The sequence below is a fragment of the Dehalobacter sp. DCA genome (assembly GCF_000305775.1).
In the GTDB taxonomy this organism is placed as follows: domain Bacteria; phylum Bacillota; class Desulfitobacteriia; order Desulfitobacteriales; family Syntrophobotulaceae; genus Dehalobacter; species Dehalobacter alkaniphilus.
Genome location: NC_018866.1, coordinates 2,679,090 through 2,702,290, shown reverse-complemented (window position 1 = coordinate 2,702,290; position 23,201 = coordinate 2,679,090). Strand labels below are relative to the sequence as shown.

At 45.6% G+C, this 23,201-nt stretch carries 23 protein-coding genes and 5 tRNA genes; 22 read left to right on the top strand and 6 right to left on the bottom strand.

The window, feature by feature from the left end:
- Positions 1-16 precede the first annotated feature (16 nt).
- Together DHBDCA_RS13050 and DHBDCA_RS13045 are read left to right on the top strand one after the other, a co-directional pair.
- Positions 17-817, top strand: coding sequence for a cell wall hydrolase (locus DHBDCA_RS13050; protein ID WP_015044693.1), 801 nt, complete (start codon positions 17-19; stop codon positions 815-817).
- Positions 818-1,081: 264 nt separating this feature from the next.
- Complete coding sequence (locus DHBDCA_RS13045; RefSeq protein WP_015044692.1) at positions 1,082-2,086, top strand: hypothetical protein; 1,005 nt, start codon at positions 1,082-1,084, stop codon at positions 2,084-2,086.
- 99 nt (positions 2,087-2,185) lie between these two features.
- Here DHBDCA_RS13045 and DHBDCA_RS13040 read toward each other — a convergent pair whose 3' ends face one another.
- The 3 genes from DHBDCA_RS13040 to DHBDCA_RS13030 are packed head-to-tail and all read right to left on the bottom strand — an operon-like array spanning position 2,186 to position 3,964.
- A complete protein-coding gene (locus DHBDCA_RS13040) occupies positions 2,186-2,761 on the bottom strand; it encodes a hypothetical protein (RefSeq protein ID WP_242824918.1) in 576 nt (191 codons plus the stop codon).
- Between the two features lie 23 nt (positions 2,762-2,784).
- Positions 2,785-3,399 carry a hypothetical protein gene (locus DHBDCA_RS13035; protein WP_015044690.1) on the bottom strand — a complete coding sequence of 205 codons (615 nt, stop codon included), beginning with the start codon at positions 3,397-3,399 and terminating at the stop codon, positions 2,785-2,787.
- A 58-nt stretch (positions 3,400-3,457) separates the two neighbouring features.
- Positions 3,458-3,964 (bottom strand): YlbF family regulator, encoded by a 507-nt coding sequence (locus DHBDCA_RS13030; protein WP_015044689.1) that lies wholly within the window; start codon positions 3,962-3,964, stop codon positions 3,458-3,460.
- 169 nt (positions 3,965-4,133) lie between these two features.
- Between DHBDCA_RS13030 and DHBDCA_RS13025 the strand changes: the two genes are divergently transcribed.
- Complete coding sequence (locus tag DHBDCA_RS13025; protein WP_015044688.1) at positions 4,134-4,889, top strand: GDSL-type esterase/lipase family protein; 756 nt, start codon at positions 4,134-4,136, stop codon at positions 4,887-4,889.
- Between the two features lie 184 nt (positions 4,890-5,073).
- Here DHBDCA_RS13025 and DHBDCA_RS13020 read toward each other — a convergent pair whose 3' ends face one another.
- The gene (locus tag DHBDCA_RS13020; RefSeq protein WP_015044687.1) at positions 5,074-5,826 is read right to left on the bottom strand and encodes a ZIP family metal transporter; all 753 of its coding nucleotides are present in this window, start codon (positions 5,824-5,826) and stop codon (positions 5,074-5,076) included.
- A 202-nt stretch (positions 5,827-6,028) separates the two neighbouring features.
- Here DHBDCA_RS13020 and spoIIR point away from each other — a divergent pair, with 202 nt between their 5' ends.
- Positions 6,029-6,652, top strand: coding sequence for a stage II sporulation protein R (spoIIR, locus tag DHBDCA_RS13015; protein ID WP_015044686.1), 624 nt, complete (start codon positions 6,029-6,031; stop codon positions 6,650-6,652).
- 94 nt (positions 6,653-6,746) lie between these two features.
- Here spoIIR and DHBDCA_RS13010 read toward each other — a convergent pair whose 3' ends face one another.
- On the bottom strand, positions 6,747-7,505 hold the full coding sequence (locus DHBDCA_RS13010) for a LytR/AlgR family response regulator transcription factor (RefSeq protein WP_015044685.1): 759 nt from the start codon (positions 7,503-7,505) through the stop codon (positions 6,747-6,749).
- Between the two features lie 109 nt (positions 7,506-7,614).
- Between DHBDCA_RS13010 and DHBDCA_RS13005 the strand changes: the two genes are divergently transcribed.
- From DHBDCA_RS13005 to DHBDCA_RS12955, 11 genes are all read left to right on the top strand, one after another.
- Positions 7,615-8,271, top strand: coding sequence for a GerMN domain-containing protein (locus tag DHBDCA_RS13005; protein WP_015044684.1), 657 nt, complete (start codon positions 7,615-7,617; stop codon positions 8,269-8,271).
- A gap of 213 nt (positions 8,272-8,484) precedes the next feature.
- On the top strand, positions 8,485-8,934 hold the full coding sequence (locus tag DHBDCA_RS13000) for a MarR family winged helix-turn-helix transcriptional regulator (RefSeq protein ID WP_015044683.1): 450 nt from the start codon (positions 8,485-8,487) through the stop codon (positions 8,932-8,934).
- A 162-nt stretch (positions 8,935-9,096) separates the two neighbouring features.
- On the top strand, positions 9,097-9,963 hold the full coding sequence (locus DHBDCA_RS12995) for a fumarate hydratase (protein WP_015044682.1): 867 nt from the start codon (positions 9,097-9,099) through the stop codon (positions 9,961-9,963).
- Positions 9,956-10,531 carry a Fe-S-containing hydro-lyase gene (locus tag DHBDCA_RS12990; RefSeq protein ID WP_015044681.1) on the top strand — a complete coding sequence of 192 codons (576 nt, stop codon included), beginning with the start codon at positions 9,956-9,958 and terminating at the stop codon, positions 10,529-10,531. Before DHBDCA_RS12995 ends, DHBDCA_RS12990 begins: the two co-directional genes overlap by 8 nt.
- A 4-nt stretch (positions 10,532-10,535) precedes the next feature.
- Positions 10,536-11,180: an O-methyltransferase gene (locus tag DHBDCA_RS12985; RefSeq protein WP_015044680.1), complete on the top strand. Its 645-nt coding sequence runs from the start codon at positions 10,536-10,538 to the stop codon at positions 11,178-11,180.
- A 93-nt stretch (positions 11,181-11,273) separates the two neighbouring features.
- Positions 11,274-11,972, top strand: coding sequence for a TIGR01906 family membrane protein (locus tag DHBDCA_RS12980; RefSeq protein WP_242824917.1), 699 nt, complete (start codon positions 11,274-11,276; stop codon positions 11,970-11,972).
- Positions 11,973-12,020: 48 nt separating this feature from the next.
- Positions 12,021-12,755 (top strand): ribonuclease PH, encoded by a 735-nt coding sequence (gene rph / locus DHBDCA_RS12975; protein WP_015044678.1) that lies wholly within the window; start codon positions 12,021-12,023, stop codon positions 12,753-12,755.
- Positions 12,756-12,775: 20 nt separating this feature from the next.
- On the top strand, positions 12,776-13,375 hold the full coding sequence (locus DHBDCA_RS12970) for an XTP/dITP diphosphatase (protein ID WP_015044677.1): 600 nt from the start codon (positions 12,776-12,778) through the stop codon (positions 13,373-13,375).
- A gap of 129 nt (positions 13,376-13,504) precedes the next feature.
- Positions 13,505-13,581, top strand: a tRNA-Pro gene (locus DHBDCA_RS12965).
- A gap of 27 nt (positions 13,582-13,608) precedes the next feature.
- Positions 13,609-13,685 (top strand) — tRNA-Arg (locus DHBDCA_RS12960).
- A gap of 45 nt (positions 13,686-13,730) precedes the next feature.
- Positions 13,731-13,806, top strand: a tRNA-His gene (locus DHBDCA_RS12955).
- A gap of 203 nt (positions 13,807-14,009) precedes the next feature.
- Here the strand turns inward: DHBDCA_RS12955 and DHBDCA_RS12950 are convergent.
- Positions 14,010-16,082 carry a cell wall-binding repeat-containing protein gene (locus tag DHBDCA_RS12950; protein WP_015045397.1) on the bottom strand — a complete coding sequence of 691 codons (2,073 nt, stop codon included), beginning with the start codon at positions 16,080-16,082 and terminating at the stop codon, positions 14,010-14,012.
- Between the two features lie 179 nt (positions 16,083-16,261).
- Between DHBDCA_RS12950 and DHBDCA_RS12945 the strand changes: the two genes are divergently transcribed.
- The 7 genes from DHBDCA_RS12945 to clpX all read left to right on the top strand — a co-directional run bounded on the left by DHBDCA_RS12945 (position 16,262) and on the right by clpX (position 22,669).
- Positions 16,262-17,029, top strand: coding sequence for an IclR family transcriptional regulator (locus tag DHBDCA_RS12945; RefSeq protein ID WP_015044675.1), 768 nt, complete (start codon positions 16,262-16,264; stop codon positions 17,027-17,029).
- Positions 17,030-17,313: 284 nt separating this feature from the next.
- Positions 17,314-17,931: a hypothetical protein gene (locus DHBDCA_RS12940; protein WP_015044674.1), complete on the top strand. Its 618-nt coding sequence runs from the start codon at positions 17,314-17,316 to the stop codon at positions 17,929-17,931.
- 109 nt (positions 17,932-18,040) lie between these two features.
- Positions 18,041-18,114, top strand: a tRNA-Gln gene (locus DHBDCA_RS12935).
- A gap of 10 nt (positions 18,115-18,124) precedes the next feature.
- Positions 18,125-18,209: transfer RNA gene (locus DHBDCA_RS12930), tRNA-Leu, on the top strand.
- Positions 18,210-18,546: 337 nt separating this feature from the next.
- Positions 18,547-19,704 carry an MGDG synthase family glycosyltransferase gene (locus tag DHBDCA_RS12925; protein WP_242824916.1) on the top strand — a complete coding sequence of 386 codons (1,158 nt, stop codon included), beginning with the start codon at positions 18,547-18,549 and terminating at the stop codon, positions 19,702-19,704.
- Positions 19,705-20,015: 311 nt separating this feature from the next.
- The gene (gene tig / locus DHBDCA_RS12920) at positions 20,016-21,365 is read left to right on the top strand and encodes a trigger factor (RefSeq protein WP_015044672.1); all 1,350 of its coding nucleotides are present in this window, start codon (positions 20,016-20,018) and stop codon (positions 21,363-21,365) included.
- 50 nt (positions 21,366-21,415) lie between these two features.
- On the top strand, positions 21,416-22,669 hold the full coding sequence (clpX, locus tag DHBDCA_RS12915) for an ATP-dependent Clp protease ATP-binding subunit ClpX (RefSeq protein WP_015044671.1): 1,254 nt from the start codon (positions 21,416-21,418) through the stop codon (positions 22,667-22,669).
- The last annotated feature ends 532 nt before the right edge of the window (positions 22,670-23,201 follow it).

The window sequence follows — 23,201 nt, the reverse complement described above, 5'->3', positions numbered from 1 at the left end:
CCAAGAGGTGATTTTTTTGGAAGACCGACGATGCCGGAAAGGTTTGGCAGTGATGCTGACCACGGCGATTATCCTGACTGCTACTGCCCAGACAGTATATGCTGTACCTGAAAAATCAAGAGAATTGCTCTATTCCCGGGTATTGGAAATCCAACAGACTGTCCTTGAGAATGTCATGTCAGATGCCAGAGACATTATTCTGACGAAAGCAAATGAGAATCGTATATTCCGGATTCTTTTGGACAAATTCTCCGGACAGCCGGAAAATCAGATTTCCTTTGTGATCGAACAGCTGCCTTTGGAAAATAAAGTTGTTACCGCAAACATAGAATCAGATACGGTGATTGAGACGGCTAAACTGGCCGAATCGACTGATTCAGCAGATTTGATTAATTCGGTGGATTCAGCCCGGGAGCCTGAAAGGGTTACTTCGGATATTTCCCGCAGCAGTCAAATTGTTTATGACCAGGAAGATGTGATACTTTTAGCAAAAATCATTTATGCGGAAGCCCGTGGAGAAAGCTTTGAAGGTCAGGTTGCCGTAGGGGCAGTGGTTCTGAACAGGGTGGAAAGCCCGAAGTTCCCGGATACGATCCGGGAGGTCATTTACCAGCCGGGACAGTTTTCTGCAGTCCTTGACAGGCAGATTGAACTGACACCGGGAGATGAGGCCTATCAGGCTGCGCTGGAAGCGCTTGAGGGGCAGGATCCAAGCGAGGGCGCTCTCTTCTATTACAATCCGCGGACAGCGACCGACAGTTGGATCAAAACCCGCAGTGTGGTAAGAAACATCGGAAACCATAATTTCTGCGTCTAACACAGGAAGATATATGGTTAATAAGATCAAATAAGGGTATATGGCTATAAAGCTATAAGACTTAGGGTTCTTTCCTCAAAGGAAGGCAGCTGAAACGAATCAAAAGATTTGTCTGCAGCTGCCTTCTGTCGTGAAGAACGCTTAACAAAATAGTTTTATATAAAAAGTTAAGTAAGCTTCACGGTGTCACAGCTGCAGCCTGCTTTTCATATTATGACATAGCACAACACAGCGCAATTTGTAAACATACGAGGAGGTTAAAAGATGTTCGGACATAACAAAGGGTTAGGAATCTTTCCCCAGGGTATTGGGGGTATGCCCGGAGAATCGATGGGTATGACGCCGAGACAGCTCAATTTAGTCGCTTCGGAAGGCTTCAGCGGAAACGGAATGGCGACGATCGGAATGGATAACAATTTTTCGGTCATTGCGCACCTACCGCCCGCCCATACATTTAGTCCTTATGCTCCGGCAGTTTATGCGGCTTATCTGGTTGACGGCAAGGGAAAAAACGGATTTTATGCAGGAACGCTAAGACCGACCGGCAATGGAATGTATCAGGCCAATTTTAGGAGTCCTGTGCCACTCGTACATTATGACAAAGTTGTCATTTCACTGGAGAGCCCGCAGTCCATCATGCAGTCCCCGCAGGGTCCTATTGTCATGAAAGTCAAGGAAGGCTTTTTCCCGGGGCTGGGACCGGTCAAGAAAGCCGGCAGCAATATGTGGGGAAAGGTGAGAGGCTTTGTCGGCAGCAGGTTTGGCAGCAAAGATGAAATCAGCCAGAATCAGCCTGCTCCCGGGCAAAATTCCGGGCAGGTCCCTGCCCAGCGGCCAGTTCAGCAGTATCCCCAGCAGCCCCAACAGTCCCAGATTCCGCAATATTCACAGCAGCCTCAAAATCAGCAGTATCCCAATTATTCGCAGAGCCCTCAGTATCTTCGGAACTCACAGCAGCAGTATCCTCAGTATGCCGCCCAGCAACGTACTTATCCGCAGCAGGGTTATCCACAATGGGGAACGCAGATGCAGCCAAACAGGCAAAGATATGACCGACCGTATATGCCTCAGGGCGGATATCAACAGGGACCGGTTTATGGGCAGAATCCTGCTTCACAAGTTTCAGCTATGCAAAATCCGATGATGCAAACTCCAGCGTCTCCGGCGCCGGTTCAACCTCTGGAATTTCAGCCGGCTGCTCAAGTCATAGAACAACCCAAGAATCAGACGATACAGCAAGTATCGGCCGACGAGCCGAAGGAATCATAACGGGCAGCAAAGTTCATCTTTGCCGGAGTCCGAAAAAATAAATATTAATAATACCTGATAAGACGCACGTGGCCGTAAAGGTCAGGTGCGTTTTAATGATTAATTACCGTTTGCCGTATTCGCCGTGTCCGTCCTGCCAAAAATGGTCAGCAGGCCATAGAGAATAAGGCAAGCCAGCGGTACCACGTATCCCGGAACACTGTCGATGGATTTGAGTTTAAAAGCATATAAGGTGGAAGCACGGCTTTGCACAGGCGTAAAAGGGACACTAAAAGAAACATTGATTGTCATTCCTTCCTTCGGGATCAGCGGAGTCTGAGTCATCTTGAGACGAAGTATTCTGTCCTCCCTTAAAGCACTGATGTCCGGCAGGGACTGACCGTATTCTCCCGGAAAGAATATTCGGGCTGAAACCGGAACAGCGGACCATTTATAAAATAGGGCCGTTGCAAGTTCCAGACCAATAATAATAAAATACCCATGCGGAATCATGATTTTGGTCAGCGGGATGATCAGGGTGCCGACTGGACTGTTGTTACTTGGATGGAGTGCGTTGGAGATCAGGAGGGAGATATAAAAAGGGACCGCTGCCTCTATTATTTTTTCCCCAGTCAAAGATTCGGCAGGAGAGGTGTTCTGATAAATTTGACTGCGGTGATGGAATACGGCAGACATTTTTTGCATTGGCCCCCTTTTAATTATTCAGTATTGCCCGGATCATTTTTGTATTTGGGGTAGAACAGGAAGTAAATAAATAAGATAAGCAAGGGGATAATCGTTTTCGGGAGTTTCTTAATTTCAAATATTTCAATGCCATAAATTAATACAAATTTGGTGCCGGTACTTTGAGGCACTCCGGAGTAAGGTGTAATCAAAGCCAAATTAAACGCCAAACCTTTCGGTTCCAACGGAGTTTCGGGTTCCTGCTGATTTCCTGTGTCATTACCACCTGCTCCGGCATCATTTGACTGGGGAGATAAGGGCAGGCCATTAAGGAATAGCCTGATATCCGGATAAGCCTGCTGATATTGACTGAGAGCAGGAATACCCGAGAAAGCAGAAGACCACTTTGCCAGCAGAGAAGTTGCGAGTCCAAGCGCAATAACTGTCAGGTAACTGAGGGGGATGTTTAATATTTTCAGCGGTATCAGCAACGCTCCGGCGGGGCTGTAGCTATTTTGCGGAAACAAACTGTCAGTCAGAAAAAGGGCCAACGTTAAAGGGATAGGTGTTAAGGGCGGGAACATTTCTGCAGAGGAAGAACTTCCAAAGTATTGATTATTCAGATATTGGTTGCTGTTCAAAAACGTCATTAAAAAAATCTCCTATCCCTTATAATAAGAAAAGACAAACGGCAGAATAAGACGTGGTTTATTTGCTCTTGGGATTTAACCGGCTTAGCAGTTCGGAGACATTGAGCCCTTCAGGGATTCGAAAGCCTTCCGGGATCGTCATGGCAGGGCCGTTTTTGTCGCCTCCGATCGTATCCAGAAGCTGCTGGGCAAGATTTTGGATTTCTTTGGGGAAAGGCAGCTGTTCGGCACTGGGCATACCGTAAATTGTGGTTGTGATCGTCAGGTTCACAGTTGCCATTATTTTCTCCAGATCCTGCTGGATGGAGAAGAAGCTTCGGATGGAAGGATATAGTTTGATCAGGCGCATTTTTAAGTCGATGAGCGCTAAGGTATCCTTTTCGGATACCACTTTACTGAACATTTGAGCGGTCAGGATTTGGCGTTCTTTATCCTGATATGCCGCAAAAGCTTTGGCAGCTTCAGGGTCGTTTTGGATTTCGGCTTCTGCTTCTTTCAGCCTTTGTACTTCCGGTGTTTGCAGAAGCGCTTCGCCGAGTTCGCGTGCTTTAACAATGTATTCCATATGAATTAGGCACCTCCTTATGTATCAGGTTATGCAGTTTAAAATGCCGGAGTGCCTTAAAATGCTAAACAAACTGTAATCAATAGGAAACGAAGAACGAAAAAAGTTTTATTCGGGAAGGATTTAAGGGAAATATGTAGAAAAATATTGCGATGAGGAGGAATGAACATTGCGCACTTACCGTTTGGAAATTAGGGTTATTCAGCTTTCCGTATTGATGGCTGTTATTGTATTGGTCTTTGGGTATGTAAATGTTTGGAACGGAGGAACACCGGAACAGTCCGCCAGCGGCAGCTCGACAGTCCAGAACGGCGGAGCAAGCACTGAGGGCGGTGCAGAAAATGAAGCCGGCAATACCGACGGTGATGCTGTTTTGAATGGCAGCGGTACGACTGTCAATACCAAAATGGTGTGTCTGGGTGATTCATTTACGTACGGTTACCCGGGTGAACCAAGTAATTCCTGGCCGCAGCATCTTGCGGATGTCCTGAAAGTGGAAGTGGTAAATTCCGGTCAGACTTATCAGAATGCATCCAGCCTGCTGGATCGCTTTGAAGAGGATGTAATTGCTGAGAAACCGGGCACAGTTATTATTTTTGCCGGCGTTGGAGATGCCATCCGCGGCACACCACTGGAAGAATACCAAAACAATATCAAAGCCATAGTCGAAAAAGCTATAGCCAATCAAATCAAGCCTGTCCTGGTGCTGCCGATTCCTTTCCCTGACACGGATGAGCTCTATAAACAATACAGGGAATGGGAAACTGCTTATGCACAGGAACAAAAGATTACAACACTTGATTTTAAAGGGGTGCTGTTTGGCGATGGGGACGAGATCCTCAGAAAATATTCCGATGACGGGAGATATCCGAATAAGGACGGCTATCAGGCCATGGGCGATTATGCCGCCACAGTCCTGCAGTAATAATTTAACGTATTAACAAAGAGTCAGAGACAGCCTTCGGGCTGTCTTTTTGACGTCGCGGATGGACTAATGCCGAACAAAGATCCTGTGAATAGCGAATTGCTATGTCTATACCTTCATACCGTGCATGCGTAGGATAGAGTTGGAGCTCCACTTATACCATGGATGGCAAGGAGCGGCGGTATTAATGCGGTAAGAAGACGGAGATAAATCCGAAGAAAATAAATCCGCCCAGTCCTCCAAGAAAGGCCCAGACCGGGTGGTTTTCGCGGGACAGCGGCCATAATTCGGCCAGAACCAGAAACACCATCGCCCCAGCGGCCAGGGCCACAAAAAAACAGAGCGAGGTATGGACAAGCTCCATGGCCACCCTGCCGAGCAAGGCACCCAGCGGAGTAAATATTGCAATCAGGAGAGTCAGCGCCAGAATCTTCGGTTTTCTGATCCCGGCCATTACCAGAGGTGTAGCAGTGGCCATTCCTTCAGGCAGGTTATGCAGAGCAATACCAAGGGCGATGAATGTACCCAATTGACCGGCGGATTCGTGCCCCGCAGCAATGGCCATTCCTTCAGGTATATCATGAAGCGCTATGCCTGAGGCAATCAGGATGCCCATCCGTTTCAAACGGCTGTATCTATGATTGGGAAGCTGACGGTTTCTTGCTTTGAGCAGTCTGTCGGCAGAAGACATCAGTATCATACCGGACAAAATCCCGCCCAGGAGCAGTCCCGGCTGTTTGAAGGATGCAGCCAGCGGCAAAAGATCAAAGGCCACCACAGCAAACATGACGCCCCCTGCTGCGGACAGTAGAACGGCCAGAATCCAATCCGGAGGGTCTCCCAGGAAAAGCACAATCAGGCAGCCGGCTGTTGTGGCCAGTCCGGCAATTGTGCTAATGTACAACAAATACAGTGGAGACTGGAAGTCCAGGAGCATTTTTCCACCCGATTCCTTCGGCAGATTGTCAGCAAATTTGACAGGGCCTTATGAATCTTATTTTCAGACTTCAATAAATATTCGCACTGCCTAAAAAACTTCTGAGACGCACTGAATAGAAAACTTCTTTGTTGGAAATAATTGACATAGAAAGAAGTATTTTGTATATATGAATTTCAAGGTACTGAGAGAGGGAAATTAAATGTTAATATTTGTGAATAAAAGCATAATAAAGTTAATTGTCTGCCTGATCTTGTGTTTTAGTTTCTTGGTGATCAATCCCTGCGGCCAGTCAGCAAACAGTGCGGAAACCGAAGCGTATGACAGTACAAGTCTCATTCGCTTTCATGTTATCGCGAATTCGGACAGTGAACAGGATCAGCTGCTGAAATATGCGGTAAGGGATGAAGTTTTGAAGGCTGCTTCCCCGAACCTGGCTGAATCACAATCTCTGGCCGAATCCAGAGAAATCCTTCTGAGCATGGAAGGCCAGTTACTGGAGATTTCCAGGAGCGTAGTCAAAGAGTGGGGGAAAACCTATCCGGTGACCCTTGATTATGGTGTATTTGCTTTCCCAACAAAATCTTATGGTAATATTGTACTCCCGGCGGGAGACTACGAAGCGGTTGAGATCAAGATAGGAAATGCTGAAGGGGCTAATTGGTGGTGTGTCTTGTTCCCGCCTTTATGCTTTGTTAATGTTGAGGAATCCACATCACTTCCTGTTGACGGCAAGCCTGCTGTGCCGTTGAATACAGCGGCCAAACAAAAAAAGCCGACCTATCAGGGGAAAGAAATCGGCTTTTATCTGGAGCGTTTTTTCTAGTACTTTATTAACCGTATAATGATCATATAGTGGCAAGCAATTTTCCACAATAAAGCGTTGCCGTCAATATATGAAGATTAGGGTTAACATGGTACTATATCCCAAGGATCTCTTTGAGTCGGCGGGCCTGAGTGCGGCTGACTGGGACTTCACTTTTGTCCTTGTCCTGCACGATCACAGTATACGTACCATTAAAATAAGGGACAAGCTCCCTCATTTTTTTTATATTGACCAGATAGCAGCGGTGGGTTCTGAAAAAAGTTTTTGGATCGAGTCTGGATTCCAAATCCCGCAGCGTATAACGAGTCAGGTAGAAGTCAGCTTCTGTTTTGACGTAAACATTGTCCTTATCTGTGGAAATATATATAATTTCTTCCGGCCGGATCAGGATGGTTTTCCCGTTATATTCAGCGGCAATCACTTCCAGGGGTTTGAATTCAGGGATATCCTCCTTGACCGGTTCAGTTTTAGGTTGACCTGGAGCAGGCGTTTTACGCTTTCTTACCGTATTTAAGGCTTCTTCAAGCCGCTTCGGATGAATCGGCTTAAGAAGATAATCGTAAGCATGAACACTGAACGCATCAAAAGCAAATTCTTCATGGGCAGTCGTAAAAATTACCGCCGGTTGTTTCGGGCTCTGGGAAAGCTTTCTGGCAAGTTCAATGCCGTTTAAGCCGGGCATATTGATATCGAGAAAAATAACGGAATAGTCGACACTGTCAATTAGTTCCATGGCTTCAAGCGCGTTTTCTGCTTCCCCAACAATTAGCACGTCTTCAAATGATTTCAAGAGATAACGCAGTTCTTTACGGGCCGGGGATTCATCATCAACCAACAAGGCTCTTATTTTCATATTTTTTGACCTCCCTGAATTCTATTTCTTTAGGACAAAGCATATTATCTTTTTAGAAATTTCTTTTTAGCGGACATTTTTATTATTATTTTAGAAAGGAGAACTTCCTATGAGAAAAATACGGCTGCTGCTGACTTTCATTCTGCTGATCGCAGTCATTACACTTCTGGTCGGCTGCAATATCCTGAATGATCTGATCAAGGAAGGCGGAGGTAATGCTCCTTTAAGCAAACTTCTGGATAAGACTGCTCAGGAAGACACGGTTGAAGTGACTACACAATCTCAGCAGACGGAACAAACTGTAAAACTTTATTTCGCAGATGCTGACGGAAAAGTCTTAATCGAAGAGAATCGAACAATTCCCAAGACACTGAGCCTGGCTCGCGAAACAGTAAGCCAATGGCTGCTGGGGCCGGCCGGAAAATCAAGCGCTTATCCGATGGTAAACCCGCAGACGGTGTTATTGGACATTGGAATCAAAAACGGCATTGCCACAGTAGATCTTAGCAAGGAATTCCTTGAGCCTTACAGCAATGTCGCGGCCGAAACTGCTCTTTATGGTTTAGTCAACACCTTGACTCAGTTTCAAACTGCCCAAATCGTGAAGATCCGGGTCGAGGGGCAGGACATTAAAACCTATCGCGGAATCGGTCTGGAGAACTTAAGGTACCGTAATGATTTGATCGGCTACGCCTCAGGAACCGTGCAGGATGATGAAGTAACTGCTAAAGTATCCCCAAGCGGAATCAATCTTTTCGAACAATAACTTCAATATTTTACCATTTGTTGAAAAGATCAAGATACGTTATGATATTAATTATATAACACCTATCGTTAAAATCATCAATAATATTTGAATTATGAAAATTTTACTAGTGTTAATTTCCGGAATATGGTAAAATACTTTAAAAATGATATGTGCAAATATATACTTATATATAGGGGTTATCTATTTGATTTTTTGAGGTGGGGTGTTCGCATGTTAGAGAACAGAGAGTTAGCAGGTCATCTTGACCATTTGCTTCAGAGGCTCACCGTTTCTACCCAAAGGCAAAAGAGTGATTTCGCAGAAAAGCTTAGTATTTCCCGTCAGCAGTTTGAAGTTTTAACGATTATTTTTGAAAAGGGCCAGATTACGATGGGTGAGCTTTGCAAGGAAATTTCTTCAGCCTGTAGTACGGCAACGGATCTGGCTGACAAGCTGGAAAGAGCCGGCTATGTGGAGCGAATCAGGGAAAAACGGGACCGCAGGATCGTAAGGCTTAATATTTTACCCAAGGGAGAAAAACTGGTCAAATCGGTAATTGAGACAAGGACCGAAAGGCTTGAAAGTATTCTGGAATTTTTTGAACAGGAAGACCGGATGCGTATTATCGGCATTCTGGAAACTTTATCCGATAAATATGAGAGGCTTTCCAGAAAAGAATAAAAATCGAATACAACGTTTATCGAACATTTTTGTCGAAGTAAGATCTTTCTGGCAAAGATGTTTTTTTTTGACGGCAAACCTTTTTTAAAAGTTATATTTCTTGAATCCCGTATTTGCGCTATACTGAATAAAAGTGTTCCGGACAAAAAGCGGAGGTAAATTGTGAAAGAGATTCATGTTAACGAGGTCATTTCCGCAGTGGAGAGACTGTGTATTGAGGCGAACTGTATTCTGAATCAGGATGTTATTGATGCTTTGAACAAGGCTCTTGGCACTGAGGAATCCCCCCAGGGCAGAGAAGTACTTCAGCAGCTTTTGGAAAATGCGGAGATTGCAGGCAAAGAAAATATACCGATATGTCAGGATACCGGGATGGCGGTATTGTTTGTAGAAGTTGGCCAGGACCTGCATATTATCGGCGGAGATTTGACGGGAGCCTTGAATGAGGGCGTACGCAGGGGCTATGAAAAGGGTTTTTTGCGTAAATCTATCGTCAAAGATCCTTTTAACAGGATCAATACCGGAGATAATACACCTGCGGTTATTTATTATGAAATCGTATCAGGGGACAAGATTGGGATTACGATTGCACCGAAAGGGTTTGGCAGCGAAAACATGGGTGCCTTGAAAATGTTTAAGCCTTCGGATGGTTTGCCTGCTGTAAAGAATTTTATTGTGGAAACGGTGGATAAAGCCGGGCCTAATCCCTGTCCACCCATCGTGGTCGGAGTTGGACTCGGCGGCACGATGGAAAAGGCTACCTATTTGGCTAAAAAGGCCCTGCTTCGTCCGATCGGGGAATCCAATCCGGTTGAGGAATATGCCCGGCTGGAACAGGAGCTTCTGACTAAAATTAATCATTTAGGGATAGGCCCCCAGGGTTTTGGCGGTCGGACGACAGCACTGGCCGTAAATATTGAGGTATTTCCGACGCATATTGCAGGGCTGCCCGCAGCTGTAAATATTAATTGTCATGTTACCCGACATCGTCAGGTGGTTTTGGAAGGGAGGGTTTCTTCCTGTGAGTAATGATAAAACGGTTGAAACCCGGAAAATTTCAGCACCGCTGGATGATACGACTGCTGCTTTTCTCAGATGCGGTGAAAAGGTGCTGATCAGCGGAGTCATCTATACCGGAAGAGATGCGGCTCATAAGAAAATGGTTGAGGCCTTAGCTCGGGGAGAGGGGCTGCCCTTTGATATTAAGGGACAGGTGATCTATTTTGTGGGACCCGCCCCGGCTTCTCCAGGTAAAGTTATCGGATCTGCCGGACCGACAACCAGTGGCAGAATGGATGCCTATTCTCCTAGTCTGCTGGCCAAAGGTTTAAAGGGGATGATCGGAAAAGGGCTTCGTTCTCCCGAGGTCATACAGGCCATCAGGGAAAACGGTGCAGTCTACTTTGGGGCGATCGGCGGTGCCGGAGCACTCCTGGCTTCCTGCATCAAGGAAGCTGAGATCATTGCCTATCCGGAACTCGGAACGGAGGCAGTCCGGAGACTTGTTATTGAAGATTTTCCTGCCATTGTCCTGATTGACAGCCTCGGGCAGAATCTTTACGAGACAGGAAGGAAAGAATATCAAATATTGGGGTGATGGTTTGTTCTATTCTTTTGAACTGGAAAGGTACCTCGAAGAATTGCTTCCTGCCAGGGATGGGCTGCTTCGTGAGATGGAAAGCGTTGCTTTGGAGGAAACAATTCCTGTGGTTACACCGGCAGTTGGTCACTTCCTTGAGCTAATGGTCAAGATGACGGATGCCAAGCGTATTCTGGAGATCGGTACGGCGATCGGTTATTCCACCGTTTATCTGGCCAGAGGTGCAGCCGAAACCGGAGGCAGGGTTTATACGCTGGATATGAACAGAGGGAGGCTCAACAGAGCAGAAGAATATCTGAAAAAGGCCGGGCTTACCCATTTGGTTGACTTCAGCTGTGAGAATGCACTGCACGGCCTGTCGAAACTGACGGAAACTTACGATTTGATATTTGTAGATGCAGCCAAAGGGGAGTACCTGGATTACCTTAATCTTATCACACCGCTTATTTCCTCTGGCGGGGTTCTGGTGGCGGATAATGTTCTATTCAGGGGCTGGGTTGTGCCTGGTTCGGTTTTTGACCGAAAGTATGATCGAATGGTCGGTTGTATGAGGGATTTCTTGCAGCGTCTGGCCTGTCTGCCGGGATTTGAGGTAAGCGTGCTTCCGTTTGGAGACGGCATTGCGTTGGCCAGAAAGAACAAGTAGGAATTTGGGCAAGATACGAAGTGAGGATTAACGTATTTAACTAGGATATTTGGTTAATGTATTTGGTAAGGATATTAGGATATATGAGGAGAAATGATGTCAGGTAAGAAGGCTGCGAACGGGTTTCTTGCAATTGTCAGCGGATTGATTCTAATCGCTGTCATGTTGCTGACGGTGATTGAACAATGCGTCTTTGATCTCAATTTCTTCCGGTCGGAATATAACAAACTGGACACGGTATCTGTGACCGGGATGCCGGAAAAAGATCTGATGGTGACGACCACGGAACTGCTGGCTTATATCCAGGGGGACAAGGATAACCTTGAAATCCGTGCAGAGATTAACGGTCAGGAAAGACAGGTGTTTAATCAGCGGGAAATCGTCCATATGGCAGATGTTCAAAGGTTGTACCTGAGCAGCCGCATGGTCCGCAACGCAGGTCTGATTGTCCTGCTTCTGTTTCTGATCTTACTAAGGATAAGCAACGGGAAGAAATACTTCCGTTCCTGGGCCGGCGGCTTTCTGGCCGCGGCAGTCATATTTCTCTGTATATTCGGGGCAGTAGGGATTGCGGTCTGGCGGGATTTTCAAGTGTTTTGGGACAGCTTTCACTATCTGATTTTTACGAATGACCTTTGGCTGCTTGATCCGGAGACCGATATCCTGATCCAAATGGTGCCGGAGCAGTTTTTCTTTGATCTGATTGTCAAAATTCTGGCTCTTTTTGGCTCTGCTGTACTGATCCTCGCTCTTGTCGCTGCAAGAATCCGGTTCGTCTATCAGAAAGTATAAGTACTGATTTAATAATAAATTCTTGAAACAGAAAGGGAGTTCGATAATATGCTAAGATTTGACGGAAGACAGCCCGATGAAATCCGGCCTGTGAAGATTACCAGGAAGTTTACGGACCTTCCCGAAGGCTCCGTCCTGATTGAGGTCGGGAAAACCAGGGTGATTTGCACGGCTACTGTTGAAGATAAAGTACCGCCATTTAAAAAGGGGACCGGCAGCGGCTGGGTCACAGCGGAATACTCTATGCTTCCGAGGGCGACGGCCGTGCGCAATCAGCGTGAGGCTTCCAAGGGGAAATTGGGCGGAAGGACAATGGAGATCCAGCGGCTGATCGGCAGGGCGCTGCGTTCCATTGTCGACCTGAGTAAACTTGGAGAAAGGACCATCTGGCTGGATTGTGATGTCCTTCAGGCAGATGGCGGGACCAGGACGGCTTCGATTACGGGTGCTTATGTTGCCCTGGCTGATGCTGTAAACTACCTGCTCAAAAATCAATTGATTAAGCAGGACCCTTTAACGGACAGTATTGCGGCCATTTCTGTAGGCAAAGTAGATGGGATACCTGTAGCCGATCTTGCCTATGAGGAGGATTCCAAAGCCGAAGTCGATATGAATATTGTGATGACCGGTTCGGGGCGTTTTGTAGAGATTCAGGGTACTGCAGAAGGTCAGCCGTTTGACAAAGAGGATCTGAATTCATTCTTAAACCTCGGTGAATCAGGTATTCAAAAACTCAGCGCTTTGCAGGAGGAAGCGCTGGCCAAAGAGCTTCCGGTAACATAGTCCGAAGGAGGTTTGTAAGGATGAAGGTCTTGCTTGCGACAATGAATAAGGGCAAAGTAATGGAACTGGAGGGATTGCTTAATGACGGAAAAATTGAAATTCTGTCGTTAAGCGATCTTTCGGATTACCAGGAGGTTGAAGAGTCTGGCAGTACATTTGCCGAAAATGCTTTTATTAAGGCGCGGGCTGCCTGTGCCACGGGGAAAATGATTACGCTGGCAGACGATTCAGGGCTTGAAGTGGATGCTCTGGCGGGAGCGCCCGGCGTTCTTTCGGCACGCTATGCCGGGGAACCGAAAAATGATGAGCATAATATAGAAAAACTTCTGACAGACCTGGAAGGCGTACCTGAGGAAAACAGGACTGCCCGCTTCCGCTGTGCACTGGCAATCATCTGTCCTGACGGCCAGGAATATTTGACGGAGGGATCGGTTGAAGGAAGAATACTGACCGAGAGGATTGGAACCGGTGGGTTCGGTTATGACCCTGTGTTTTACCTGCCTGACCTCCAGAAAACGATGGCAGAGCTTAGTCTGGATGAAAAAAATTGTCTCAGCCACAGAGCCCGGGCTTTTGCAAAAGCAGTTCCATTGCTGACAGCGTTAATGAAATCACTTTGATCGTTATTTGATAGTTAAATGACAATCTGAAGTATAAAAAATTAATAGAAATTTGAAATGCATAAAATAAAAATGCTTCTTGACTAGTTTTTTCTCTTGGGATATACTATTCATTGTCACAAAAAGCGGCGGGGTATAGCGCAGTTTGGTAGCGCGCCTGCCTTGGGAGCAGGAGGCCGGGGGTTCGAATCCCTCTGCCCCGACCATAATCAATGCTGCAGTGATTAAAACGTGCGCCTGTAGCTCAGCCGGATAGAGCATCTGCCTTCTAAGCAGGTTGTCGGGGGTTCGAATCTCTCCAGGCGCGCCATTTTTCATTTGAAGTGTATTTCTCAAAAACAAAAAATTATTCATGGTGGATGTGGCGAAGTGGTTAACGCACCGGATTGTGGCTCCGGCACTCGTGGGTTCAAGTCCCATCATTCACCCCATATAAAAAGATTAAGCTTTATCGCAAGATAAAGCTTTATTATTAGGAATGATGGGACTTGAACGGGCGGAAAAAGGAAATGCGACCTATGGAAGCATTTACCCGCCCCGGCGTGATAGCCGCGAAGCGGCGGAGCAAGTCCCATCATTCACCCCATATAAAAAGATTAAGCTTTATCGCAAGATAAAGTTTTTATTTATATTTTCACGGAACAGCTGCCTGCGTCGTGGCGGATGCTTCCGCGGATAGACCGCTCTGGCCGCTGCTGTTTAGTGCAATGATTTTATAATAATAGGTTGTCTCCCGATCAAGGCCTGTATCCGTGTAAGGAGGTGCTGCCACATTTTCCGCTATCGCACTGTAGGTGCCCTCGGGAGAGGATGCCCTGTAAATGGAATAGGATGCTGCCCCGCTGACAGAGGACCAGGAAAGTGTGATCTGACTGGAACTTTTCGATGTTGCCGTAAGATTTGTCGGGGCAGACGGGACGCTGAGCGCAGTCGTAGCACTTGCGACAGGTGAAAAGGCGCTCGATCCGGTACCGTTCATAGCTTTTATCTTATAATAATATGTTGTGTTGGCGGATAAGCCGTTGTTGATATACGAGGTTGAGGATAATGTTGCGATTTGGAAGAAAGATCCAGAGTAGGAAGAAGCGCGGTATACAGCATAGGAAGTGGCACCGTTCACTGTTGGCCAGGATAAGGCAATTTGATGGATACTTTGCGATTTCGCTGTAAGATTCGCCGGAGCAGCCGGGACAGAAGCAATATCGTCCAAAAGGGTGTTCACGACGTTTTGCGGTATTACGGCTGTACCGCCGAAGACAATCAATTTGCTGATCAGATCACTTTTCTGACTGATATAATTCCCGGCAGAAGTGTTGGTCAGAGTGTTGACCAAAATAACCGGGGAATTTGTCTGTGCTGCCAGGGCCGAACCTGCGAGCGCATCGGGAAACGATTGCCCGGTTGCGATACAGCAGGCTGCCAGATTGAGTTGAGCTGAAAATTCATTAATGATTTTAAGGTTGGTTTCATAGCGGTCTGCACCACTCAACCTTTTCCCCGCAGGAAGAAGATTTAAAACACTGATGCTGATGACACCGGTACCGCCAACAACATATGTACTGGTGACATTTTGCAGAGCTTGCTGGATGTTACCGGGCAAGCTGTTTTTGGCCGTAAGCAGGATCGGAATTTCCTTGATCGCGGCGATAGGAGCAGCAGACAAAGCATCCGCAAAGTTTTCGCCCGTGGCAATGATTGCCTGGCTATAGCTTCCCAGCGTCTGGGCGATTCTGACTGAGGTGTCATAGCGGTCAGAACCGGCAATCCTGGATATGGATATCCCCATATAATAGATCTCCCGCTCCACGCTTGTGGAGATGGCTGAAGTCCCACCAATAAGAAAGACATGTGAGACGTGCAGACGGGAAAGTTCGGTCCTGGTCTTGGCGCTTAATGATCCGCTTGAGGTCAGTAGAATAGGAGCATTATACTTCGAGGCGAGCGGAGCGCTGCATAAGGCATCCGGATAATTTTCACCGTTGACGATGACGGCATAGCTGGAAGAACTCCAGCCATACTGGGAAATCAAAGCAGATGTCTCATATCTGTCACTGCCTGACAAACGATTTGAGGTTATGAAAGATGATCCTGGACTGCCAGCGGTCGCGTTAACGATATTGGAAAAATAGCCTATACCGGAACTCCCAACAGCTTTGATCTTGTAATAATAAGTATTGCCTGATGTCAGGCTGCCATCTGTATAATTGGTATATACCGTCGAGGAAATCTCTGTATAGGTCCCTGAATACGAAGCCGAGCGGTAGACCGCGTAAGAGGTCATTCCACTGATTGAATTCCAGGAAAGATAGATTTGCCCTGGTCCGGAGGATTTCGCTGAAAGACTTGAGAAAGATGCAAGGGTCGTGGCGCCAGCATAGGAAGAAAGTGCGCTTGTTTCGTTGTTGTCGGCAGTCTGGACCTTATAGTAATAGGTTTGGCTGGAGGTTAAACCGGTGTCGGTATATTGGTTTGTGGTGACCGAGTTAGTAAAAGAGTAGGTTCCGGAATGGGAAGTTGACCGGTAGATATTGTACTTGTCCGCGCCGTTTACGATAGTCCAGGTTAACGCAATTTCATTCGGACTGAGCGTAGAAGCGGATAAGTTTGTCGGAGCCGACAAAGCGGCGGCAGAAATCTGAGGCATAGTCAGGAAATTGACGAGGAAACATAAGAGTATCACCAATGATTTAGACCTGATTTCTCCCATATGATATTCACCTTCCATCGCATTCTCTTTTAGGGGACCATGAAACAAGTATACCATTTCTTGGTTTATTATCTGTAAATCATTTGTAAATCCTTTGGAGTATTCAATTTAATTTTTTATTGTTATTCTTATTAAAATCATCCATAATAGAAATCAGCAAGAAGATGGGAGGCCTGTTTGTGACAGAAAGATATGTTCAGACTGTGGAAAGAGCGCTGGATATATTGGAAGTGCTGGCCAGTTCTAGGGAATCATTCGGCGTGACTGAAATTGGCAGCAAGATAGGGCTGCATAAAAGCACGGTACATCGGATTATTCAGACTTTATGCTATCGGGGATATGTCGAAAAAGAGAAAGACAGGGAACGGTACCGTCTCGGGATAACAATAGCCGAAGTTGGCAACGCATTTTTCAATCAGCTTGAAGTCCGGAAGGTTGCCGAGCGCTATCTGGAAAGCCTGGCTAAAACCTTTGATGAAGTAGTTCATCTGGTCCTGCCCGACAACGGCGAAGTGGTGTTTATCGATCATAAGGAAAGTTCCCAGTTGATCGGCATGCACTCCAAGGTAGGCAGCAGAGGTTACATGCATTGCACGGCGGTTGGTAAAGCAATCCTTTCCACTTTGCCGGAAGAGGAAGTAAGGCTTATTCTGCAGAAAAAGGGTATGCCCCGTTTTACTCAGCAGACGATTACAGATCCGGAAAAACTGATCAAACAGCTGAAGGAAATAAGAAGAACAGGTATTGCAGTTGCCGCTGAAGAAACTGAAGTCGGGGTCATTAACATAGGAACACCCATTTATGATTATTCGGGCGGAACTATTGGCGCGATCAGCATTTCCGGACCAATTAACAGGCTGATGGAGAAAGGGATTGAAAAGGTCGGTCAGGAAATCAAGCGTGTTGGTCAGGATATATCCTTCAGATTAGGATATTCTGGCCGCTGATATTACAGTAATCTGCCAAAAGAAACGCTTGACGGAAGTAGAAAACTAGTACATAATATTAATACTACATTTTCAAATATTTCAGAATCCTTCTGTATTAGTTTGCATAAAATAACCAAAAGATCAGAATCAAGCTTGAGCAAAAAAAATGAAAAGATGGACATGGAAATAGGTTTAGATCAAATATGAAACGGTGTTTCAAAGAATAAAACAAACTTATTTTTATGCGTACAAAATGAAACAGTGTATCATATAGTGAGACAAGAGTGGGGGGGTAATTGATTATGATGAGAATTTCATCAATAGCTTATAATCAGGATAGAGATTGTATAGGATGCGCTATCAGAGATGAAAAGCAAATATCCACCTATATTCTGTCTTTTCAGATTGCAGACCAGTTGCTGTCGCGTTATCAAGGAAAATGGGGTATTTCCGGCAACGCGATTACACTTCTTTTTACGGATCTAGACCATCCACTGACGATTGATTATGATTCCGGGATCATTAATTACGGATCCCTTACGACAGCATTTTATCATCGCTATAACCCTGCCAAGGGGCTGACAGTGCTGGTCGAGGATATTTGTTCCGACCTTGCGATCCCGCAAAGTGAGCCCATTGAATATGAAGAATATTTTTTTAGATTGTTCGTCAAACTTGTAGAAATTTTCCATGCCCGATGCAATGTTCAGATCTTACCTGGTAAAAATGAAGGCAAATGGGAAATCCGTTTAGGCGAGGGGGAAGCTTCAGGCTGGATCGGAAAAGATGGAATTGCCGAGAACCGGTTTGGTGAAAAAATCGATATAAAACAATGGCAGAGTCTTAGAATTGAAAAAGCAGCGCTTTATGTCTTTGGTTTTAACTCTTTCTGCAAAAACTTCCAGTGTCCGATCAAATAAGGACACTATTTTTTTGTATAATTTTGTTTGACAGGGCAAATTTTTTTAAGTATAATACTGTTTGCGTGTTAGAACTGTCAGGGAATTGCATAACCGATTTTCATTCCAATGGGGTATCGCCAAGCGGTAAGGCATCGGACTCTGACTCCGACACCGGTGGTTCAAATCCATCTACCCCAGCCAACTTTTACATGCGGGAGTGGCGGAACTGGCAGACGCACTGGATTTAGGTTCCAGCGGGTAACTCCGTGCAGGTTCAAGTCCTGTCTCCCGCACCAAAATTGATGATTTCGAGGCAGTTGACCTATAAAGAAGGTTGACTGTCTTTTTTGTTTCTGCGTTTCCAGCCTTAGATTTTCGTTTCTTACGCACTAGATCACAAATTGGCAAAATGGAGGTGCTGCAACAAAGAAGTTGCAGAAGATATAACACCGATTGTGAAAAAATCGAGAAAAAGTATTTAAATGTCGACCGGCAATTATTATAATATGGATGTAGCAGAATAATCCCGGATCCTTGGACTAGAATATCTTTCATATATAATTATTTGATCCGGTCCATAATATGAATAGTAATGACACCAAATGAAGAGAGTGTTTGGAAGGGGAAAAAGAAGTGTCGGGAATTCTAATTTTTTCATCAAACTATGGTGAAGGACATTTCCAGGCAGGCGAAGCACTCGCCGAAGCTTTTCGTCATCAACCTTCGCCAATAGAGGTAAAGCACTTAGATTTTGGTTCTTTTTTTTACTTTAACACGGATTATTTTATGAGGAAAGCCTACGCAACAATGATTAAGAAGACGCCAAAACTCTGGAGAATACTCTTTGAAAAGACGGCAGGATTGACTGCCGAAGATTGCCGGAAGTTTGTGCGGGGATTGGAAACGAAGAAGCTGTTGGACTGCATCTGGAAGTTTAATCCTGATGTGATTGTAAGTACTCATTTTATACCGGCTGCCCTACTGGGTGAACTGAAGCTGAAAGGGCTCCTTTCTGTTCCGCTGGTCACGGTGGTGACGGACTACCTTGTTCACGGCGTATGGATCCACTCCGGAACGGATAAGTATATTGTAGGTTGCAAGGATGCCTGTACCAGGCTCGTGGAGGCAGGAATAGCGCCCCAGAACGTGATTCAGTCCGGGATCCCTCTCCGGTTAAGATTTGAAGAACCCATGCAAAAAAGCGCTGCTAAACAAAAACTACGGCTTGACCTGGACCGGAAGACGGTACTTATCATGGGTCTTAACGGTAAGCCCGTAAGCAATGTCGCAGAACTGAAGGATATTGTCCGGAACCTGGCTCAGGATATTTCGGCACAATTATTGGTGGTTTGCGGCTACAATAAAGAACTGTACCATGCGCTTAACAGTGAAATTCGGGAAACAAATCTCTGCATCAGACTCTACGGTCATGTCGACAATGTTCAGGAACTGATGGCAGCTTCTGATCTTATGATCACTAAAGGAGGAGCACTGACGATTTCCGAAGCGCTGACCATGGGGCTTCCCTTGCTGATGTACAGACCGATCCCAGGGCATGAAAAAGGAAATGCTTATTTCGTTGAACAAGCGGGAGCGGGGAAGGCTTTCGGGACCCCGGATGAACTGATCCACTACACAGTAGAGCTGTTCAAGCATTTGGCCAGACTGGAGACAATGAGTTCTGCGGCCCGGATGATACTGCCGGTCAATCCTTCACAGAATGCAGCCGCGTATATTTTGACACTTAGGAAAAGTACCAAAACCGATTCGTTCAAAACAGAAGCGATTTAGTACCCGGCAGGAAATCTGCTCGCCATTATATTCCAAAATTAGGGTTAACAAGGTAGTAGATTTAAACAGAATATCAAGCGTTTTCCTTGATTCTTTGAAAAACTTCTGATAATATTAACTGGTCAATATCAGGTTTACTGGAAAGGGGAAACGGATGTTTCCTCTTTCTGAGCTTATTGCTTTTTTCCAGGGATTTACGCTTAAGCTAGGTTTGCATTTTTTTGAAAAAGGGCAGAATATCCTGGTGTGAAATGTTGATACTATTTAAATATAAAAAATAATGTAAGGTTAAATTCCAAGGAGGAGCGGACATGTCTGTCAAGATCGAAAAGAAGAACAATAACATCTACGAAATGGAAATTATGGTTGGGGTTGAAGAGGTTTCTGCAGCTTTTGACCGGGTGATGAAAAGAGCTGGCCAGGGACTCAGCATACCAGGTTTTCGCAAAGGAAAAGCCCCCAAGCATATAATAGAAAGGTATGTTGATAAAGACGCTGTGAATAATGAAGTGATGGAGCAGGTCTCTTACCCGGCTTTATTTGAAGCCTATAAAGAGCATTCTATTACGCCAGTTTCCAGACCGGCTATGCAGGTCGTCCAATTCGAGGCAGATAAAGATCTCATTTTTAAAGTTACGGTAGAGACCAAACCTGATGTAGAGCTGGGACAATATAAGGGTCTTGGCATCGAAAAACAGGCTGTTGAGGTTACAGACGAGCAGGTGGCCGAAGAACTGGAACGCCGTCAAAACAGACACGCTAAACTTATTCCGGTTGAAGACGGAGAAATCATTGACCAGGATATCGTCACGATTGACTTTGAAGGATTCCTCGGTGATGTGCCGTTTGAAGGAGGAAAAGGCGAGAATCACGAGTTAACTATCGGTTCCGGCACTTTTATCCCAGGATTTGAGGAACAAATAAAAGGTTCTAAGAATGGTCAGGAACTCGAAATTAATGTCAAGTTCCCGGAAGGCTATCACAGCGAAGAGCTATCTGGAAAAGATGCCATATTTAAAGTCAAGATCAACGGTATTAAGAGAAAAGAACTGGCTGCTCTGGATGACGAGTTTGCCAAAGACGTCAGCGAATTTGACACGTTGGAAGAATTGAAGCAGGATATTAGAGAAAAGATGATTTCAGCTGCAGAAACCAGACGTGACAATGAATATAAGACCGAAGTTATTAAGAAGGTCGCTGAAAACGCAGTCTGTGAAATTCCTGAAGGAATGAAACAGGAGCGCATTGATGCGTTAATGGAAGACCTGCAGCAGAACATGTCCTATCAAGGGATTTCCATGGAGCAGTATTGCCAGTATGTCAATACCAGCAGAGAAGCGCTTCGCGAATCCTTTAGCCAACAGGCAACTGATGGACTAAAAACTGAACTTGTCCTCGAAGCAATTGCGGAAAAAGAAGGAATTACGGTTACCGATGAAGAAATTGAATCCGAGATTAATAGAATGGCTATGCAGTATGGCAGGACAGCTGAAGAACTGAAGTCAGCTCTTGAAGCTCGCGGCGAGATGCAGATGTTCAAAATTAGTTTAACATCAGAGCATACCGTTGATTTCCTGGTCAAGAACAATGGAGCAGGGCAGGAAAGTGCTGCAGCACAGAACACGGATTCAGAGAGTAATGTTGCGGAGGAAAATGAATAAGATAGTTATTGCGACAATGATAAGGGAATTCTCAGTAAAGGGGTGAGCATATGGCAAAGTTTAACGATGAAAAGAATCAACTGAAGTGTTCCTTTTGCGGTAAAACACAGGAACAGGTCAAGAAACTGGTAGCAGGTCCCGGGGTATACATTTGTGATGAATGCATCGAGCTCTGTAATGAAATCATAGAAGAGGAGCTCCAGGATGATGTAGGTTCAGAAATTGGAGAGATACCTAAGCCAAAAGAAATCAGAAGTATTCTTGATCAATACGTTGTCGGTCAGGACGAAGCAAAAAAAGCATTATCTGTTGCAGTTTATAACCATTACAAGCGTATCAGCATTGGCATGAAGGTCGATGATGTCGAACTTCAGAAATCCAATATCATTATGCTCGGTCCAACAGGTTCCGGTAAGACGCTGCTTGCTTCTACACTGGCTAAAGTTCTTAATGTTCCATTTGCTATAGCGGATGCAACCTCACTGACGGAAGCCGGCTATGTCGGAGAAGATGTCGAGAATATTCTCCTCAAACTGATTCAGGCTGCTGATTATGATATTGAGAGGGCAGAGCGAGGGATCATCTATATTGATGAGATCGATAAGATTGCCCGGAAATCTGAGAATCCATCCATTACAAGGGATGTATCAGGTGAAGGTGTCCAGCAGGCACTGCTCAAAATTCTGGAAGGCACAGTAGCCAGTGTTCCTCCACAGGGAGGACGCAAGCATCCCCACCAGGAATTCATCCAGCTCGATACCACGAACATCCTGTTCATTGTCGGCGGGGCTTTTGATGGGATTGACAAGCTGATTCAAAACCGTATTGGCAAGAAAGTGATGGGTTTTGGGGCGGAAATTCAAAAGAAGAATGAAAAGAACGTCGGGGAATTCTTAAGGCAGATCCTGCCGGTAGACCTCTTAAAATACGGGTTAATTCCCGAGTTTGTCGGAAGGCTTCCTGTTATTGTTACCTTGGATGCCCTGGATCAGGATGCGCTGGTTAGCATTTTGACCCAGCCCAAAAACGCTCTGGTTAAACAATATGAAAAATTGCTGGAGATGGACGGTGTAGGGCTGGAGTTTAAAGAAGATGCGCTTAGAGCCATTGCTGAAGAAGCGATTCGCCGTAATACAGGAGCGAGGGGTCTCAGGGCGATTATGGAAGAAATCATGCTGAATGTCATGTATGATATTCCAACCCGTTCGGATGTCACCAAATGCATCGTTACCAAGGATACAATCCTTCAGCGGATTGAGCCTGAGCTTATCACGGTGGACAACAAGAAGGAAGAATCAGCTTAAACAGAATAAATCTAAACCTATGAGATACTGTTAATAGTTTTATGCTATTGGCAGTATTTTTTGTAAACTTAGGGTTTACGTCATGTACCCTAACCGCTCTTTGGCTATTGCGCCATCCATGGCGCAAAAAGCCGCGCTCCGCATCGTGCTCCGCTTGGCCGCGGATAGACTACATGACGTTAAATTTTGGGTCTATTAAGCCATCATATAAAGAATGCGGGATCAGAATCGAGGGGAATTCCGTATAAAGCTTCCAAGCAAATTTTACAGCCGCCGACGAATGAGCTTTGCCAGCGGCTGTTTTTAGTTTGAACCGCTAGTACCACAAATAATGAGTTGTATTCTAGCATGCAAACCTACTTAACCCTAAGATCAGTCTGGGGGACACAGTTCGCTGTGAGCGGAGCAGGATAGCGCAGCGCGGCTTTTTGCGCCAAGGATGGCGCAATAGCCGAAAAGCGGTATTGTGGCTCACAGACTTACCCTCACATAATGGTAATGTAATATACAAAATGAAAAAACAACAATTTGA

Coding starts and splice junctions, on each gene's coding strand:
- DHBDCA_RS13045 (WP_015044692.1), top strand. CDS start 1,082: ATGTTCGGACATAACAAAGGGTTAGGAATCTTTCCCCAGGGTATTGGG.
- clpX (WP_015044671.1), top strand. CDS start 21,416: ATGGCAAAGTTTAACGATGAAAAGAATCAACTGAAGTGTTCCTTTTGC.
- rph (WP_015044678.1), top strand. CDS start 12,021: ATGCTAAGATTTGACGGAAGACAGCCCGATGAAATCCGGCCTGTGAAG.
- spoIIR (WP_015044686.1), top strand. CDS start 6,029: ATGTTAATATTTGTGAATAAAAGCATAATAAAGTTAATTGTCTGCCTG.
- DHBDCA_RS13010 (WP_015044685.1), bottom strand. CDS start 7,505: ATGAAAATAAGAGCCTTGTTGGTTGATGATGAATCCCCGGCCCGTAAA.
- DHBDCA_RS13000 (WP_015044683.1), top strand. CDS start 8,485: ATGTTAGAGAACAGAGAGTTAGCAGGTCATCTTGACCATTTGCTTCAG.
- DHBDCA_RS12950 (WP_015045397.1), bottom strand. CDS start 16,082: ATGGGAGAAATCAGGTCTAAATCATTGGTGATACTCTTATGTTTCCTC.
- DHBDCA_RS13035 (WP_015044690.1), bottom strand. CDS start 3,399: ATGACGTTTTTGAACAGCAACCAATATCTGAATAATCAATACTTTGGA.
- DHBDCA_RS13040 (WP_242824918.1), bottom strand. CDS start 2,761: ATGTCTGCCGTATTCCATCACCGCAGTCAAATTTATCAGAACACCTCT.
- DHBDCA_RS12970 (WP_015044677.1), top strand. CDS start 12,776: ATGAAGGTCTTGCTTGCGACAATGAATAAGGGCAAAGTAATGGAACTG.
- DHBDCA_RS12940 (WP_015044674.1), top strand. CDS start 17,314: ATGATGAGAATTTCATCAATAGCTTATAATCAGGATAGAGATTGTATA.
- DHBDCA_RS13005 (WP_015044684.1), top strand. CDS start 7,615: ATGAGAAAAATACGGCTGCTGCTGACTTTCATTCTGCTGATCGCAGTC.
- DHBDCA_RS12980 (WP_242824917.1), top strand. CDS start 11,274: ATGATGTCAGGTAAGAAGGCTGCGAACGGGTTTCTTGCAATTGTCAGC.
- tig (WP_015044672.1), top strand. CDS start 20,016: ATGTCTGTCAAGATCGAAAAGAAGAACAATAACATCTACGAAATGGAA.
- DHBDCA_RS13030 (WP_015044689.1), bottom strand. CDS start 3,964: ATGGAATACATTGTTAAAGCACGCGAACTCGGCGAAGCGCTTCTGCAA.
- DHBDCA_RS13020 (WP_015044687.1), bottom strand. CDS start 5,826: ATGCTCCTGGACTTCCAGTCTCCACTGTATTTGTTGTACATTAGCACA.